This window comes from Corynebacterium sp. PCR 32 (assembly GCF_037464985.1).
Classification (GTDB): domain Bacteria; phylum Actinomycetota; class Actinomycetes; order Mycobacteriales; family Mycobacteriaceae; genus Corynebacterium; species Corynebacterium kroppenstedtii_D.
Genome location: NZ_JBAHVL010000004.1, coordinates 104,073 through 121,348 on the forward strand (window position 1 = coordinate 104,073; position 17,276 = coordinate 121,348).

The 17,276-nt window shown below is 52.7% G+C and carries 15 protein-coding genes; 11 read left to right on the top strand and 4 right to left on the bottom strand.

All coding sequences use genetic code 11. The annotated features are described in order from the left end of the window. Positions 1–17 precede the first annotated feature (17 nt). Both gyrB and V5S80_RS06685 read left to right on the top strand, forming a co-directional pair. Positions 18–2,063, top strand: a complete 2,046-nt coding sequence (gene gyrB / locus V5S80_RS06680; RefSeq protein ID WP_395169983.1) for a DNA topoisomerase (ATP-hydrolyzing) subunit B — start codon at positions 18–20, stop codon at positions 2,061–2,063. 478 nt (positions 2,064–2,541) lie between these two features. Further along, positions 2,542–3,963: an amino acid permease gene (locus V5S80_RS06685; RefSeq protein ID WP_395169984.1), complete on the top strand. Its 1,422-nt coding sequence runs from the start codon at positions 2,542–2,544 to the stop codon at positions 3,961–3,963. 163 nt (positions 3,964–4,126) lie between these two features. On the opposite strand, the gene V5S80_RS06690 is transcribed toward V5S80_RS06685, so the two are convergent. After that, positions 4,127–4,573, bottom strand: a complete 447-nt coding sequence (locus tag V5S80_RS06690; protein WP_395169985.1) for a DUF6918 family protein — start codon at positions 4,571–4,573, stop codon at positions 4,127–4,129. Positions 4,574–4,697: 124 nt separating this feature from the next. Here V5S80_RS06690 and V5S80_RS06695 point away from each other — a divergent pair, with 124 nt between their 5' ends. After that, positions 4,698–6,029, top strand: coding sequence for a M18 family aminopeptidase (locus V5S80_RS06695; protein WP_395169986.1), 1,332 nt, complete (start codon positions 4,698–4,700; stop codon positions 6,027–6,029). 113 nt (positions 6,030–6,142) lie between these two features. Here V5S80_RS06695 and V5S80_RS06700 read toward each other — a convergent pair whose 3' ends face one another. Next, entirely contained in the window at positions 6,143–6,862 is a 720-nt protein-coding gene (locus V5S80_RS06700) for a hypothetical protein (protein ID WP_395169987.1), read from the bottom strand. Positions 6,863–7,677: 815 nt separating this feature from the next. On the opposite strand from V5S80_RS06700, the gene V5S80_RS06705 reads away from it, so the two are divergent. From V5S80_RS06705 to V5S80_RS06725, 5 genes are all read left to right on the top strand, one after another. Then, complete coding sequence (locus V5S80_RS06705) at positions 7,678–8,637, top strand: hypothetical protein (RefSeq protein ID WP_395169988.1); 960 nt, start codon at positions 7,678–7,680, stop codon at positions 8,635–8,637. 60 nt (positions 8,638–8,697) lie between these two features. After that, the gene (locus V5S80_RS06710; protein WP_395169989.1) at positions 8,698–9,363 is read left to right on the top strand and encodes an ABC transporter ATP-binding protein; all 666 of its coding nucleotides are present in this window, start codon (positions 8,698–8,700) and stop codon (positions 9,361–9,363) included. After that, on the top strand, positions 9,363–10,139 hold the full coding sequence (locus V5S80_RS06715; protein WP_395169990.1) for an ABC transporter permease subunit: 777 nt from the start codon (positions 9,363–9,365) through the stop codon (positions 10,137–10,139). Before V5S80_RS06710 ends, V5S80_RS06715 begins: the two co-directional genes overlap by 1 nt. A gap of 211 nt (positions 10,140–10,350) precedes the next feature. Further along, a complete protein-coding gene (locus tag V5S80_RS06720; protein WP_395169991.1) occupies positions 10,351–11,607 on the top strand; it encodes an alpha-hydroxy-acid oxidizing protein in 1,257 nt (418 codons plus the stop codon). 303 nt (positions 11,608–11,910) lie between these two features. After that, a complete protein-coding gene (locus V5S80_RS06725) occupies positions 11,911–13,602 on the top strand; it encodes an L-lactate permease (RefSeq protein ID WP_395169992.1) in 1,692 nt (563 codons plus the stop codon). 142 nt (positions 13,603–13,744) lie between these two features. Here the strand turns inward: V5S80_RS06725 and V5S80_RS06730 are convergent, their stop codons facing one another. Further along, positions 13,745–14,170, bottom strand: a complete 426-nt coding sequence (locus V5S80_RS06730; RefSeq protein ID WP_395169993.1) for a pyridoxamine 5'-phosphate oxidase family protein — start codon at positions 14,168–14,170, stop codon at positions 13,745–13,747. Positions 14,171–14,390: 220 nt separating this feature from the next. Between V5S80_RS06730 and nrdI the strand changes: the two genes are divergently transcribed. Beyond that, positions 14,391–14,846: a class Ib ribonucleoside-diphosphate reductase assembly flavoprotein NrdI gene (nrdI, locus tag V5S80_RS06735; protein WP_395169994.1), complete on the top strand. Its 456-nt coding sequence runs from the start codon at positions 14,391–14,393 to the stop codon at positions 14,844–14,846. 58 nt (positions 14,847–14,904) lie between these two features. Continuing rightward, positions 14,905–16,032, top strand: a complete 1,128-nt coding sequence (gene nrdF, locus V5S80_RS06740; RefSeq protein ID WP_395169995.1) for a class 1b ribonucleoside-diphosphate reductase subunit beta — start codon at positions 14,905–14,907, stop codon at positions 16,030–16,032. Between the two features lie 125 nt (positions 16,033–16,157). Here nrdF and V5S80_RS06745 read toward each other — a convergent pair whose 3' ends face one another. Beyond that, positions 16,158–16,445 carry a hypothetical protein gene (locus tag V5S80_RS06745; RefSeq protein ID WP_395169996.1) on the bottom strand — a complete coding sequence of 96 codons (288 nt, stop codon included), beginning with the start codon at positions 16,443–16,445 and terminating at the stop codon, positions 16,158–16,160. 145 nt (positions 16,446–16,590) lie between these two features. On the opposite strand from V5S80_RS06745, the gene V5S80_RS06750 reads away from it, so the two are divergent. Then, positions 16,591–17,118, top strand: coding sequence for a GNAT family N-acetyltransferase (locus V5S80_RS06750; RefSeq protein ID WP_395169997.1), 528 nt, complete (start codon positions 16,591–16,593; stop codon positions 17,116–17,118). Positions 17,119–17,276 lie beyond the last annotated feature (158 nt).

Consider the following 17,276-nt stretch of genomic DNA (forward strand, 5'->3'; position numbering starts at 1 on the left):
AGGAGCGCTGCTACATCGTGGCCGAAAATGCTGCCGTAAATAACACAAGGCACGACTACGACGCCTCATCGATCACTATCCTTGAAGGCCTCGAAGCCGTTCGTAAGCGACCCGGAATGTACATCGGTTCTACCGGTGAGAGGGGACTGCACCACCTTGTGTGGGAGGTTGTTGATAACTCTGTCGACGAAGCGATGGCTGGATATGCCACCCATGTTGACGTCACCATCTTGAAGGATGGGGGCATTGAGGTTGTCGACGATGGGCGCGGTATTCCCGTCTCGATGCACCCTTCGGGAGCCCCCACAGTTCAAGTTGTCATGACGCAACTTCACGCTGGCGGTAAGTTTGACAATGATTCTTACGCAGTGTCGGGTGGTTTGCATGGTGTTGGTATTTCCGTTGTGAATGCACTGTCCACCCATGTCGAAGCCGAGATTAAGCGTGATGGTTACCGCTGGTATCAGAACTTTACCAATGCTATTCCCGATGATCTCGTGCAAGGAAAGAAAGCTCGCGGGACCGGAACGACCATTCGGTTTTGGCCGGATGCCGATATTTTTGAAACAACTGAGTTTAAGTTCGAGACTATTGCTCGGCGTCTTCAGGAAATGGCGTTCCTGAATAAGGGTCTGTCCATCACGCTGACTGATCAGCGTGATCAGTCTGGTGCGGTTGAGGACAACGGCGATTCCCTTGAAGAAGCAGCTGCTGCGAAGTCCGCTGAAGAAGCGGCTGCTGATGCGGAACAGAAAGCGAAGAAGCCGAAGGAGCGGAGTGCTTCTTTCCATTACCCCGATGGGTTGAAGGATTACGTCGCGTCGCTTAATAAGACGAAAACGGCTATTCATCCGTCGATTATTACGTTTGATGCGAAGGGTGATGATCACGAGGTTGAGATCGCCCTGCAGTGGAATTCGGGCTATGCCCAGAGTGTCCATACTTTTGCCAATACTATTAATACGGCGGAAGGTGGAACGCACGAGGAAGGTTTCCGTGCTGCATTAACGTCATTGATGAATAGGTATGCGCGGGATCGTAAGCTTCTTAAGGACAAAGAACCCAATCTTAGTGGCGATGACTGTCGTGAAGGTCTGGCTGCTGTGATTTCGGTGCGTGTGGCGGATCCGCAGTTTGAGGGGCAGACGAAGACGAAGCTCGGGAATACTGAGGTCAAGAGCTTCGTTCAGAAACAGGTATTTGAGAACGTTAGCCACTGGTTTGAGTCGAATCCGGCTGAAGCGAAGATTATTGTTAACAAAGCAGTGTCATCGTCGCAGGCGCGTGTGGCGGCACGAAAAGCTCGTGACTTGGTTCGTCGGAAATCGGCGACGGACTTGGGTGGCTTGCCGGGTAAGCTGGCTGATTGTCGATCTAAGGATCCGGCATTGTCTGAGCTCTACATTGTGGAGGGTGATTCTGCTGGTGGTTCGGCAAAGTCGGGTCGAGATTCGATGTACCAGGCTATTCTTCCGCTTCGTGGAAAGATTCTGAATGTGGAGAAGGCGCGCCTGGATCGAGTGCTGAAGAATAACGAGGTCCAAGCCATTATTACGGCGTTGGGCACGGGTATTCATGATGAGTTCGACATCAAGAAGCTGCGCTACCACAAGATTATTCTCATGGCTGACGCCGATGTGGATGGTTCCCATATTGCTACGCTGCTGTTGACCTTGCTGTTCCGTTTCATGCGCCCGTTGGTAGAGGAAGGACACGTCTATTTGGCGCAGCCGCCGCTCTACAAGTTGAAGTGGGGTAAGGGGGACCCCGGGTTCGCGTACTCGGATGCTGAGCGTGATGAGCTGTTGTCTGAGGGGCTTGATCAGAACCGTAAGATCAACAAGGATGATGGCATTCAGCGCTATAAGGGCTTGGGTGAGATGAATCCCAAGGAGCTGTGGGAGACGACGATGGATCCATCGATTCGGATTCTTCGTCAGGTTCAGTTAGATGATGCGGCGAAGGCGGATGAAATTTTCTCCGTTCTGATGGGTGACGATGTTGTTGCTCGCCGAAGTTTCATCACGCGTAATGCGAAGGATGTTCGTTTCTTGGATATTTAGTTATATGAGGCCTCTCTGATGGGGGAGGGGAGTGGGTATAGCGGCTGATCGTCATGGTCAGCCGCTTTGCCTTATTTTAGTCAGTGTGACGAAATGATGGCTGGGTTTATATTCCTAGTGTCCTGGCGTGTGACGGTGTTCAGGAACGCAATGTTCAATCTTTCATGTTTGTGCGATGGTGACGCCTGGCCCTGTTTTGTTGCTAATGCAATGTTTCACGTGAAACATTGCTGAAGGCTGTGGGTATCATCGAACCTATGTCGTATGTGGCAGGGGTCTCTCTGATGGCATTTCATCTGAGACGTCTTGCGCCGCCGAGGGTGAGGGATGGTTAACTTGTGAGAGCGACAAACGGGAGATGCCCACAGGAACCCCGTGTTCCTTGTCGAATGTTTCACGTGAAACGCCCTGATGTGTGGAAGGCACTGACATTGAGGGGCGTCGACCTAGCCTGCTATCGGACAGTAAAGGAATGTATATGGGCAATGCAGATGCCGAGCGGTCATCACCCGCTCAGACACACCCACGCCGAGGCCTAAACGCGAGACATGTCCACTTTATCGCCCTGGGGTCCGCAATAGGGACAGGGCTATTTTACGGCTCAGTTGATGCCATAAAATCTGCCGGCCCAGCTGTTCTCCTCGTTTATGTTCTGGGTGGAGCTGTTGTGTACTTCATGTTGAGGGCATTGGGTGAAATGGCCGTGCGGATGCCTGTATCTGGATCATTCGCCGAATATTGCCGCATCTTTCTGGGCCCGTGGTCAGGGTATATCACTGGGTGGATGTACGCATTCGAGATGGTCATTGTGTGCCTGACTGATTTAACGGCTATTGGAACATACATGAAGTTCTGGTACCCAGAAACCCCCCAATGGATATGGGTGGCAGTCGCGTTACTCATCGTCGGCGCTGTAAACATCACGAGCACCCGCCTGTTTGGAGAGCTTGAATTCGGCCTGACAATCATCAAAGTCTCCGCAGTGGTCGCAATGATCGGCGGGGGAGCAGCGATCCTCATATGCGGCGTCGGGAACCACCCTGGTACCGGAGTTCATAATCTATGGTCGCATGGTGGCTTCGCTCCCCACGGAACCTGGGGTATGGCGATGGCTCTCGTCGTCGTTATGTTTGCGTTTGGCGGATCCGAAATTATAGGTGTTACAGCTGGAGACGCTGAGGATCCGGCGAGAACGATTCCGAAGGCGATTCATTCCGTACCCATTCGCATACTTTTGTTCTATGTGTTGGCCATCGCGGTGATCGTGACAATTAATCCATGGTCGGACATCAACGGCAAGTCATCACCATTCGTCCAGATTTTCAACGATCTTGGTGTGAACTGGGCTGCGTCTGCGCTGAACGTGGTCGTGATTACTGCTGCTTTATCTGCTATTAACTCGGATCTGTTTGGAGCGGGCCGAGTTGTTCATGGTATGGCAGCGGAAGGGCTGGCACCACGATCGTTTGCACGCACGTCGGAAAAAGGAGTACCTATTTTTACGACGGCGGTAATGCTAGGAGTCCTAGTGGTTGGTGTGGTTATCAACGTTGTGATTCCCGATCGAGTGTTTCTTGTGATTGCCGCGCTGGCAACATTTGCGACAGTATTTGTGTGGCTAATGATACTTCTGGCGCATCTCGCGAGTCGAACGGGAGACGAGGCTCCGACAAAAAAGGATTTGGCGTATCCTGTTCCGCTGTGGCCGTGGGGGCAGTATTTCGCACTTGCCATGGTCGTTGTCACCATCGTGATGATGATGTTCGATGATGAAACCCGTCTTGCCCTTGTTGTGGGGGTGACATGGACGGCGCTCATGAGCGTTGTGTGGGTAGTTCACGGGCGGCAAACATATACCCATCATGGGGCGACCCATTGTCCTGAACATAGGCAGACATGACCTCGTCTCGATCGCCCCGTTTCACGTGAAACATGACAAAAACCCAGCCGATCTTCTCAGAAGAAAGGCTGGGTTTTGCGTTTTTGTCACCGGTAAAACGAACACATGACGATAGACAACGTCGTGTGCCAGCAAGGCAATCGTCCCCCGGTGATACCCCTATTTAGGCGGCATGCTTTTCGATGATGGCTCCAAGATCAGGGAGGCCTTTTTCAACGAGCCCCTCGAGTTTCCCCCGGAACGTCTTGTAGAGCTTCTGGGCGCCAGAATTATCAATCGTGTCGATACGTTCGTCACTGAGTTCCACCAGATCTTTGGTGACCTCGTCTGAACGCGTCTCCAAGTACTGGCCAAAGCCCCCCTCTGGCTGACCATTTTTATACGCCTGCCAGTAGGAGTCCAAGCGGTCCGCGAGGTGAGGAAGAAGACGATCAGTCATGTCCTTCACCACATGTGGACGGGCCTTGACTGCACCACTGTACGCAGTTTTGATTGCTTTGCCGGACAAGCCCGACAGATTCTGGATCGAATTTTCAGTCGATGCTGACAGGTCAGACACGACGGCTTCACGGGTGCCGTCCTTAGTCAAAATATCGGAAAGTTCAGACATAGGATCTAAGAGTAGCCAAAAAATTCTATAAACGCGCCTTCAGGATAGGCATGAAGTCCCCCCGGCAGCCCCGGTGAATTGTGTGTCTTATCGCCACACCGCAGTGCACACATATGATCGTGACATGGCTGTATCGGGAATAGAACACTACATCGACACGTACATGACCTTCATAGATCACTCGCCTACCAGCTACCATGCGGTCGCTGTCATGGCCGAGGAACTAACTCGCGCAGGATTTCGTCGACAAGAAGAGACAGAAGCCTGGGATGTCTCCCGCGGTGGCCATTTTGTTGTTCGAGATGGCGCATTGATTGCCTATGTCATACCGGATGCGCCACAACGTCCTGAGTCCAGGAAGGCGAAGGGAGACACCACTGGTTTTCGCATTATTGGTGCACATACAGATTCGCCCGCACTCACCCTGAAGCCGACCCCACAGTCCACATCGCCCGATGGCTGGGGCCAGCTGGCAGTGGAAGTGTACGGAGGCGCTGTATTGAATTCGTGGCTTGATCGCGAATTGCTCGTGGCTGGACGAATCGTGGATAAGAATGGTGGGGTCCACGTGGTGAGGACGGAGCCGATTGCACGAATTCCTCAATTGGCGATCCATTTGGATCGAAAAGTCAATGAAGGGTTAACACTCAACCCACAGACACACGTCCATCCGGTGTGGACAGTCGACGATGATGAGGCTGATATTCTTGGCGTCGTTGCCCAATCAGTGGGCCTCTCTGAGAGGAATGAGATCCGTTCGTGGGACCTCATGCTGGTTCCCTCCCAAAAATCCGCCAGGTTTGGCGTGCGTTCACAATTTGTTGCCTCGGGGCGTCAAGACAATTTGTCATCTGTATTTGCAGGGTTTCACGTCATGCAGGATCTGAGTACCGATGCACGTCATGGTAAGGACATCCTGGTGTTCGTTGCTAATGATCATGAAGAAGTAGGTTCAGCGACGCGGTCGGGTGCAGCAGGGCCATTTCTTGAGGATGTTGTGCACCGGACAGCGAGGGCCCTGGGATGTGACACCGACGATGAGGCGCGGATGATGGCTCGCTCTGTGTGTTTGTCGTCGGATGCGGGGCATTCTGTACACCCGAATTATCCCGAACGGCATGACCCGGATACTCGTCCGATGATGGGACGTGGGCCGATGGTGAAGATTAATGCTAACCAGCGGTATGCGTCTGATGCAGTGGGTGAGGCAATCTGGCAGCGTGCATGTGAAAAGGCTGGTGTGCGCCACCAGGTTTTTGTGTCAAATAATGCAATGCCGTGTGGATCGACGATTGGGCCGATTACCGCGACGCGCTTGGGAATGGTGACAGTTGATGTTGGTATCCCGTTGTTATCAATGCATTCTGCGCGGGAAATGAGCCATGAGTATGACTGCTTTGCGCTGTCTGAAGCAATGCGTGCGTTCTGGACAATGGAGTCATTGGGAGTGGGATAGCGTAGTCCACGCTGCCCATGAAGGGAGTCATGGGTGACCGTAGATAGCGTATGAGGGGTTCGACACCATGTCGAACCCCTCATACGTAGTACAGGTTTACCTAGGGAGTTGGACTAGTGCAGTTCCGAATCTACGACGTTCCATGGGAGGTAAGCACCGTATTTGCCGGTGCTGTTTCCGAGGTATCCAACGTTGATACCGATGACGCGGTTATTGCGGTCAACCATGGCCCCACCAGAGGTACCCGGCTTGGAGTTCAACGGTGATACGAGCGCGGCGGTTTCACGGGAATTTGCCGAAGGCCAGGGCTGGAGTGGCTGGTCGGCGACACGGGATTCGTTGAATTGCTGGCCCAGACCGAGAACGTGAACAGGTTCGCCCACATTGAGCGAGTTGTAGTCGCGCTTTTCCCAATGACCATCGACGCGCACGGAGGAGTCGAGATCAATCTTGACGGCATCCAATCCGCGGGCCATGGCGGCAACGCGACCGATGAGGTGGTTGGACTGGTCGAAGATTTCGCTACCGCGGTGCCACTGGCCATGTGAGCAGTGCTCAGCGGTGTATCCGGTGTGGTCACCGATCAGCGTGATGCTGCATGTTCCGCCGCCACCGGAGCGGATTGTGGCGCCCTGCTGGACAGTGATGGTGTCTTGGTTTGGAGTGTCGAAGACGCCCTTGGTTTTGAAGCTCTTAGAAGCATCGGGCCATGGGTGGTACTGGAATGAGTGCTGCTTATGAGGTGTAGGAGCAGCGTTGGCTGCCATGGGCATTCCAACGGCAGCGAGTGTGATTGTTAATGCGGCAACGGAGGTGCGAAGTATACGGCGCACTATTCCCCCCAATTATTGAGTATGCAGATCATATGAAATCTGACTGTGTCGGACACTGAGAGTTTTCTCTCAGCTGGTGCTCGAGGATACGCCATATCGGTGTTCCTGTGAAATTAATTAAAATGTGACATTTGTCCCAGCGGAAATATAGGAATGTTAACACATGTGCTGTGTTTAAGGTAGAAGAAATAAAGCGATTGGCTATTATTTACGTGTTCTGACCTGCATGTTTTCTGATAGTGGGGGCTCATTATCTATCTCTGGCGATCTGTATATGGGGTCCATTTTATTGTTGTGATAACTGGTGTGTGTTGTCACGACGTCGATAGGGTGTAGTAAATATTATGCCATCCTTGCGCAGTACTTATTTCGATATTTAATGGCAGATAAAAAATGTATCGATAGTGATGTATGAAATTCAATTGTAGGCATGTTTGCCGAATATAAAATCTGGAATATATAAACCGTCCACCCATTTTGGGTGAGGTGCTATGGCTAGATTATTGCCATACCTGGTGAATGGATACTTTCCTGATCGTTGTTTATCCACGTGGTCATGTGTTGGTCCAGAGACTTGGCCCCACACGGGGGTGGTATTGGAATTTCTGTTCATTAACGGTTAGTGTGACCTCGTCTTAAATAGATTAGGTATGCGAGGTGGGCGTCATGTCTCGTCACGATGCACCCCACCGCAGCAGTGGATGGTGCATGACCTCGCACCCAACAGATAGACACCACCCCATGGGGAACAACTGGATTGATACAAGCTCACGGCGGTCTCAACCCCGGGCTTCCATAACAGATAGAGAAGAAAAATGAGTGACACACGTGACTACAACGATTCACCGAGTGTGGATTTTTCAGCACTACACGAGGATTCACGGACTGAGGTGATTCGCCGTCCACTCTCCGAGGATCAACCCGAGCCTACTGAGGACGTGCTGGAGCCTCGTTCGGAACGGGAACCACTGTTGTCACGAGGCCTCGGACGCGCCATCGGAGCCGCAGCTGTGATGGTCGGGGTTTCCGCGTTGATTGTTGCCGGCGCATCGGTGTACTACGTGACACACAAATCGGATAACGAGCACCAGCTCGCTGCTGTTCCCGTTGACGCTGGTATCAACGGCACCGGTGCCTCGGTGAAAGCAATTCCGCGCTCAACAACCCCACGCCCAACGACGAGCGGAGCTCCATCAGCCTCAGGCCGAGGCCCAGCGTCGTCGGGTGGAAGTGCTAGTGCTGCTCATATCCAAGGGAAGAAGGGAGGTTCGGAATTAGCTCCTGGGGACACACGGGATGTCAGGCACATCGAAGGAAATACTGGGCAACCCGCCGGTGATGACAAACATGGTGAGCCGGCGGGACCCCAGCAACCGACAGGCCCGGAATGGGTTGATGGCGTGTTGGTGCTCCGCATGGCAGAACCGACCGTTGAGGATTTTGCCGCTCAGTTTACCTACCTCATCGACCCTCACACCCCTGATGCTGGAATTAAAGCGAACCTCGACGCTGGCCCCATTTCACCTATCATTGGCCGTTTCCTCCAAAAGGATGTCCAAATGAACCAGGCGAATAACTGGGAGTGGTCTTTCCGTGGCCCTGTGAAGATCGACGGTGATTTTGCCACCGTCCACTTCGTTGACCACGCAAATGGTTACCCAGAGAAGGATAGGGAACTGGTATTTAAGAAAGTGGATGGCAATTGGAAGTACTCGCGCGCGACAGCATGCTCATATATGCAGGTAATGGGGCAAGCCGACAAGTGCAAGGGTTAGATGATGATTGACGTTCATCAACTCTCAAAAAGCTATGGGGACAGACATATTGTGCGACGCATGAGCGTTCGTTTCCGCGATGGGGAAGTGACCTGCCTCTTGGGCCCCAACGGTGCCGGGAAATCGACACTGCTTTCTGCGATGGCTGGGCTTGTGACGCCGGATTCCGGCAGGATACTCATTGACGGACGCCCACGCCGCCACGCACATCATCCACTCCAGGCCGTGTCTGCTGTCCTTGATCGTGATGCTGTCCATCCTGCACGTACCGCCCGCGCTCACCTTCAATGGGTGGCGCGGAACTGTGGAATGCCCACTGATCGTGCCGATGCTCTTTTGTCCATGGTGGGTTTGGAGGCTGTCGCCAGGAAGCGGGCAGATTCTTTTTCGTTAGGAATGCGTCAGCGGCTTGCAGTGGCAACAGCGCTGATGCCCGATTCCAACAACCTTCTCCTTGATGAACCCATCAATGGTCTTGATGTAGACGGCATTATTTGGATGCGTGAACTGTTCACCCACCTTGCCTCGATGGGACGGTGCGTGGTGGTCTCGAGTCACCTGCTTGGTGAAGTGGAGAAAGTGGCCGACCGGGTGCTCATTATCGGCCAGGGAAAAATCCTTGCTGACGGAAAAATAGATGAACTCAACAGTGAATATGGTGACCTAGAGAACGCGTATGTGTCACTGACCAGGAGTGCAGTGAAATATGGAAAGGTAGCGATCTGATGGTGCAGATGGCGAAGCGTCAGTGTGCGGCTGAGTGGTCAAAGCTTGCTTCGCTGCGTTCCACGTGGTTGATTCTCCCCTGTGCGGTTGTGGTGGGGATAGTTGCTTCCTTGGTGATGTGTGGGCAGGCTGTTCTTGCCCAGAAAGTTCTCGGGGGAAGTATCCGCCAATGGGAGCCTATTCAGGTAGCACATTGGATCCGCATGATGACGTGTACGTTGTTCGCCCTGTGGGCGATCGGCTCTGTGACGGGGGAGTACCGGGTTGGCACTATGCCCCTGAGCTACCGTGCGAGTCGCAACGCTGGTGTGCTGCTCACAGCGAAATGGCTGGTCACCGGTGTTGTCTCTGCATTCTTGAGTGGTGTGACGATGATGGTGGCTATTGGAGCTGACAAGCTGTTGTTCTCATCAGTGGCTGGTAGTTGGAATTTCACCAGTTCGGATGTCCTCCATCTCTTGTGGGCAATACCTGTGTATAGCTTCCTGATGTGTGGTTTGGGCGTGGGTTTGGGAGCTCTCTTCCGTACCGCCTCGGCAGCCGTTGGGATCATGCTGCTGTGGGAGTTTGTTCTGGAGCCCTTCAGTGTGATCCTTCCCCACGGCAGTAAGGCATTCGCACTGTTGCCTTTTAACAATGGAGCCGTATTTATTGGTGAAGAAACGCAGTTTCCCTTGCCTGTGGAAGGCTGGCAGATGGCCGGTTTACTGTTGGTGGTGTGGGTGGTCATGGCGTGTGCTGGGGGTTGGTACCGGGTTCAGAAACGATATGCGTGATGACCACTCGTTGTGGGTGCGTGAATGTGGCTTATGTCAGGCTCGTCATCTCTGCACCTACCCCCTCTTAGTACACCCTCTGTAGATATACCCTTAGATTGTTTAGGCTCAGTATAGTTCGCGCAACCTCATGCGCTGTGGTGCTGCCAGTATCGGGCTTAGGGGGGTATGTGCGCATGTATATCTTTCCGTCCTGTGAAAAGGAGTCCATGTGGTTCAGCGTCAGTTCCCAAAGCCTGAAGAAATTAGGGAATATCTGCACTTTAAAAAGCCCGAGCTGAATATGAAGAAGCGTCGTCTGGAAAGTGCTTTGACGATTAATGATCTCCGAAAGATCGCGAAGCGTCGAACGCCGGCATCTGCTTTTGACTACACCGATGGTGCTGCGGAAGAAGAGATCTCTATCGCGCGTGCTCGCCAAGCGTTTGAGGATGTGGAATTCCACCCGTCCATTCTGAAGGATGCATCGACAACCGACATGAGCACGTCGATCTTGGGGGGATCGTCGTCGATGCCGTTCGGCATTGCGCCCACAGGCTTTACTCGCTTGATGCAGACTGAGGGTGAAGTTGCCGGTGCGGGAGCCGCAGGAGCTGCGGGAATTCCTTTTTGTCTATCAACGTTGGGAACGACGTCCATTGAAGATGTGAAGGCGGCAAACCCCGCGGGCCGTAATTGGTTCCAGTTGTATGTCATGCGTCAGCGGGAAATATCCTATGGATTGGTTGAGCGTGCCGCTCAGGCTGGTTTTGACACCTTATTCTTCACTGTCGATACGCCAGTGGCGGGTAACAGGATGCGCGATATTCGTCATGGTTTCTCCATTCCACCACAGCTGACGCTGAAAACAGTGGTGGATGCAATCCCGCGACCATGGTGGTGGTTTGACTTCTTAACAACACCGCCGCTCGAATTCGCGTCGTTGAGCTCCACGGGCGGAACGGTTGGTGAGCTTTTAGACAATGCCATGGACCCCACCATCAGTTTTGACGACTTAAAGACAATCCGTGACATGTGGCCTGGCAAACTCGCTGTGAAGGGAGTCCAGAATCTCGAGGACTCGAAGAAACTGGCCGACCTCGGCGTCGATGCGATCGTCTTGTCTAATCACGGTGGGCGACAGCTTGACCGTGCACCGGTGCCGTTCCTGCTTCTTCCTGAGGTTGCTCGTGAGGTTGGCCAGGATATGGAAATCATGGTGGACACCGGCATCATGAACGGTGCCGACATTGTTGCATCCCTGGCCTTGGGTGCAGACTTCACATTGATTGGGCGTGCCTACTTATATGGCTTAATGGCCGGTGGGCGTGCCGGAGTGGATCGGACCATCGAGATCTTGCGGTCGCAAATTGAGCGAACAATGAAGCTATTGCAGGTTACGAGTGTTGAAGAGTTGGGTCCGCAGCACGTGACGCAGCTGTCGCGTGTGCGTCGTGTTGATACTCGTGATGTGAATGTGACTGTATAGGTCGCGTATATGGTCGTCACCACGGTGAGCTGTACGCGCTGAAAGGTTCCCATCTGGGGGTGAATATGAGGACCTGTCTGACGTGCTTTCCCGCTTTACCGTGGTTTTTGTTTATCGCAGGGGCACGCATTTTGACCCGATTCGGGTGATCGTGAAAGATGTGACTAACAATGTGGCCACGCCACAAATGTGCTCTACATCACTATTTTTCTGCTGGTATGTAACTAGGCAGTTCAAGTGATGCGTAGTTGTCCTTTTGGCATCCCCGAGCGATGCCCTTAAAAAGTGAGAATAACCTGTGCCATGAGTTCCACCTATCAGCCTGTTCTGGCTCCGCTGGCAGATAATTTGTTCCTGTCAGCACTCGTCGCTTTTCTTCCCTTGGCCACAATCTTTGTCACTCTTGGAGTGCTGCGGTGGAAAGCCCATTGGGCAGGACTGACCGCCTTGGCTGTGTCTCTCATCATCGCGATTGTCGCCTACGGAATGCCCGCCCACCTCGCAGGCTTGGCTGCTACACAAGGAGCAGTGTTCGGAATCTTCCCGATTATGTGGATCGTGATCGGAGCGATTTGGTTCTATGAGATCACTGTCCGCTCCGGCCGCTTCCAGGATCTACGTGCTCTCATCGACCACGTCTCCGATGACCCTCGTGTACAAGCCATTCTGATCGCCTTCTGCTTTGGCGGCATGTTGGAGGCCCTCGCGGGATTTGGCGCACCGCTGGCCATTACAGGCGTCATGCTATTGACCATCGGTTTTTCGCGTATGCGCGCCGCTGTATCCGTGATGGTAGCCAATACGGCGCCCGTCGCCTTCGGGGCTGTGGGAACGCCAATTATTACCGCCGGCGCCCTGTCCGGTATTGACTACCAGCACATCGGCGCTATCGTCGGACGTCAAACGCCGCTCTTATCGCTCTTTATTCCACTCTTCCTATGCATCCTTGTTGACGGTAAACGTGGCATCAAAGAATGTTGGCCGATCGCTGTGGTGATTGGGTTCGTGTTCTCGTTGACGAAGTTCGTATTCTCTAACTTCATTTCCGTGGAGTTGACAGATATCGCTGCAGCACTGATGGGCGTAGCTGCGACTGTCATCATGCTGCGCTTCTGGAAGCCGAAGGGAACAGAGGAAGCTCGCGAGCGGTTGTATATTGAGCGCCACAAAGAGGACCAGGAATCTGGAACTCAAGACGTTGCTGGTGCTGAAACCGTGTCCCAGGACGCCGACGACCGTGAACTCACAGCTGGCCGCACATTCATGGCTTTGTTCCCATACCTGCTGGTACTGGTGGTGTTCTCCCTCGCTGAGCTGTGTGAACCCGTCAAGAAATTCTTAAAAGGGACAGACGTTAAAATCCACTGGCCTGTGTCCGATGGGCATATTTTGACGTCGACCGGCCGTATCTCGGGCACCACAATTTTTGACTTCGCCTGGTTGTCGTCGCCTGGCACATTGCTCATCATTTCTGGGTTCATCGTTGCTGCGGTGTACCGAGTTTCCATCAAGACCTTAGGACAGGCCTATTGGGAAAACGTGGTGAAAATGAAGTTCTCCATCGTCACGGTTGCGTCAGTGGTGGCCCTGGCCTACGTGATGAACCAGTCAGGCCAGACAATCACCATGGGCACGTGGATTGCTGGCGTGGGGTCAGCATTCGCCTTCTTTGCTCCGATCCTTGGTTGGTTGGGCACCGCGGTGACAGGCTCCGATACCAGCGCAAATGCACTGTTCTCCACGTTGCAGCAAACAGCTGCAGAGAAAGCGCATGTTGATCCTGCATTGATGGTTGCCTCGAATACCTCAGGTGGCGTGGTTGGTAAACTGGTCAGCCCCCAGAACCTCGCTATCGTAGCAACGGCTGTCGGTCTGGTCGGACGTGAATCGGAGATCCTGCGAAAAGTGATTCTGTGGAGCGTGGGCTTATTGTTCGCACTGTGCATCATCAACGGATTGCAGGCGACGGTGATGAGCTGGATGATCCCATCATAGGACGGAGTTCCCACGTAACAATTTAAAAACAAACGACCTAGCTTTCCGTGATAATCATGCTGATCACAGAACGCTAGGTCATTGTCTTGTACCGATCCTGATCTTCCCACACGATGATGTCAGTGGCTCGGACGGTGCCAGCTCACGACAGGTCTGGATCATCACTATCGAGCAGCTCACCGGCATGCTTACCGATCATGAGCGTATAGATCTGCTCAATATGGATAAGAACCCCAGCCTTGGGCGGTGGGTAACCTTTTTCATCGGCATAAGCGATACATGCATCCCATACCGGGCCGTCCCGGTGGATTTCTGCTTTACCAATGAACCTGTAGCCGTCGAGCTCACCCCAATCGACGACAGCAACGGCCGCAAGTGACCCCTCACGGAGATTCTCGAAGTGTTGACGGCCAGTGTTCTCGTTGTAGATCAAGGTGTGGTCATCCCATACCCGGAGAGACCTCTTTGGCCCAATGTTTGGGCGGAGAGTATCCGCGTCGGTCACCGTCGCGAGGTAGGGAAGTTGTTTGCTGATCATTTCTTTCATTGGATCAGTGAGTGTAGCCATGATATTTCCTTCCTTTTCGCGGGATCAACGCCCCGAGTGCAGGTGCCGGCACCCGTCCTGATGGCGCCGATATGACCTCGTTGTATCCCGGATGAGAGTGCCCTCCCATCACAAATAAAACTATATGTTCACTCAAATGAGTGATAGAGTTCAATGCATTGAACACGATAGCATGGGTCGCTCACACGCGACCACCACTCGTCTTGGATGGGAAAGACTGATGTCTCACTCGACCAGTGCGTCAGAAGTACGCCTTGTGTACTTCTCATCCGCATCGGGGAACACGGCACGTTTTGTGGAAAAACTCCAGATCCCCGCTGCTCGGATCCCAATGAGGCTTAAGGACCCTGCTCTACACGTGAAAGACCCCTATGTCCTCATTGTGCCAACCTACGGAGGAGGGGACATTGCCCGTGCTGTTCCGCGTCAAGTGATTCGTTTCCTTAATGATGAAACGAACCGTTCGTTAATTCGAGGAGTAATAACCAGTGGTAATACGAATTTTGGCACAGCATTCTGCTGCGCTGGGCCAGTGATTGCCTCAAAGTGTCACGTTCCAGAGCTCTATAGATTCGAACTGCTAGGAACGCGTCGTGATGTGGAACAGGTTCGGAAAGGACTAACGGAATTTTGGCGCCACCATGATAGCTCTGCACAGTACTCTCCGTCTCGGTAACCCCATACCGTTGTCAGAAACGAGACCGTTCTCTCAGAAAGGATAAGAAAAGAGAACAATGTCATATATTGAAAATTCGATCACACCAGCACAATGGCATGCACAGCCCGACACGCCACTCAGGCCAGTCAACTGGAATCGAATGCAGGACCCGAAGGACTTAGAAGTATGGCAGCGGTTGACCGGAAATTTTTGGCTTCCAGAGAAAGTTCCACTATCTAACGATATTCAGAGCTGGAACTCCCTACCTGATGACCTGCGTGAACTAACAGTAAAAACATTTACCGGATTAACACTGCTTGACACGGTCCAAGCAACGGTAGGAGAAATTAGCCAGATCCCTGACGGGCGCACTGAACATGAACAAGCAGTGTATACCAACATTGCCTTTATGCAGGCCGTTCATGCCCGTAGCTATAGTAGCGTGTTCAGCACGTTGTGTAATACCCCAGAGATTACCGATGCCTATACATGGGCAACGGAGAATTCATTGCTCCAACAACGGGCAACAGCTGTGATGACACACTACTTTGGCAATGATCCACTGAAACGGAAAGTTGCCGCGACACTGTTGAGCTCACTGCTGCTCTACGCGGGATTTTATCTCCCATTGTGGTTCAGTTGCCGGGCCAAGCTCATGAATACAGCTGATATGATTCGCCTCATCCTCCGCGATAAGGCAGTGCATGGCTACTATTCGGGGTACAAGTTCCAACGCGGGCTCGATGCCCACCCTGAGAGGAAGAACGAGCTGGAAGAGTTCACCTTCGGGCTCGTTGAGGACCTCCTGGCGTTGGAAAAAGACTACTCCAGCGAGCTCTATGGCAGTTTGATTGTTCCGACCACCTCACATCATTCTGGTCATACGAATGCCGGGAGTGCTGCGAGTAGCCCCACAGTAGGGGAGACTGGTGAGGATTCCGACGGAGGTACGGAACAATCCTCGTTTGTTGCTCGGCCAAAGATCGAGGGTGTGATGGCATTCGTTCACTACAACGCAGACAAAGCGTTGATGAATCTTGGCTACCCACCCCAGTACGAAGAAGAAGCACAGCATACGGAAGCTGACATTCTCGCAGCGTTGGCCCCCGAGTCTGCCGAAACGCATGACTTCTTCAGTGGATCCGGGGCATCGTACGTCATCGGAAAAACTGAGGCCACCGAAGAATCCGACTGGGACTTCTAAAACAATCGTTGACTGACCGCTCGGGAAATATACTGTCGCGCGGGTGCCTCATCGTATTTCACGGACGATGACGGCACTCGCGCGATGCCATGTGTGGAATGGTAGTTCAGAGATGAAGCATTACCTCAGGAGGTAATGGCGCTCCGTGTCACAGCATAAACACCGATATTGTGGCACACTAAGACTCGAATAAGCTCCGGAATTAATTGCATAGCAATATTCACATTAAAAGTACCATCATGGATAGAGATGAAAGACGCCTTATAGGAAGGAACGTATTTTTTCTTCTCGTCAAAGTATCCTTCCACAATAGATTGAACTATGTCATCGGGGCCGCCAGTTTGAAAAGTGACACGATAGAGACCATCCGTATAGTCACGGATGCTACCGTGTAGCCCTGGAGGTGTGTTCATATGTTCTCCTCGATGCTATCGACCACATCACAACATTAAACTGGCACGATTGATGTGTGAAATAACAATGATCAACCTAAGCGGAGCCAGTGTAGGAGAACCAACACCATTGGGTGCCGTGAGGACATACGCGAGGTAGAGTCAGATGAAGCTCGTGCGACCAACTATCGAGTTACACGCGTCGTTTGTGGATTCGCTCAAGGAATGGGCGGGGCAATACCAAGATGGGGCAGAGATCAACGAGAAATATGATCTCGCATGCACACGTGACTTCGCACAATGGATTGACGATTTACGCGCAGAGGAACACGTTCCGTCCAGTCCGGGGCGTGTGTGTTGCACATACATGTGGATAGTCGAGGATAATGTATTCGCCGGAACTATTGCGCTCCGGCATGGTCTGAACGACCATCTTGCGAATTGTGGGGGTCACATCGGGTACTCGATTCGGCCATCGTACAGAAATAGAGGTTTAGCAACAGCAGCGTTGGCTCACACGAAAGATATTGCTCAACGCATGGGGATCGAACGGCTGCTACTGACCTGCGCCGAGGATAATTTCGCGTCACAGTCAGTGATTCGGTCGAATGGTGGGGTACTCGACGATATCCGTCATAACGACAATGGCCAACGATATATGCGGTTTTGGATTGACCTCAGGGGAGAAGAGTAACCCATCACAGCTCACCCTCCTGATTTCTGCGACGGTATCCCAACAACAACGGGTGATCCCCGTGGTAGGCAACCATGACGCCAATCTAGTTCGAGTTGCTGCTCGTCAATAGTGCACTACAGTAGGATGATGGCACACAAAGTTCTTTTCCCATGGTG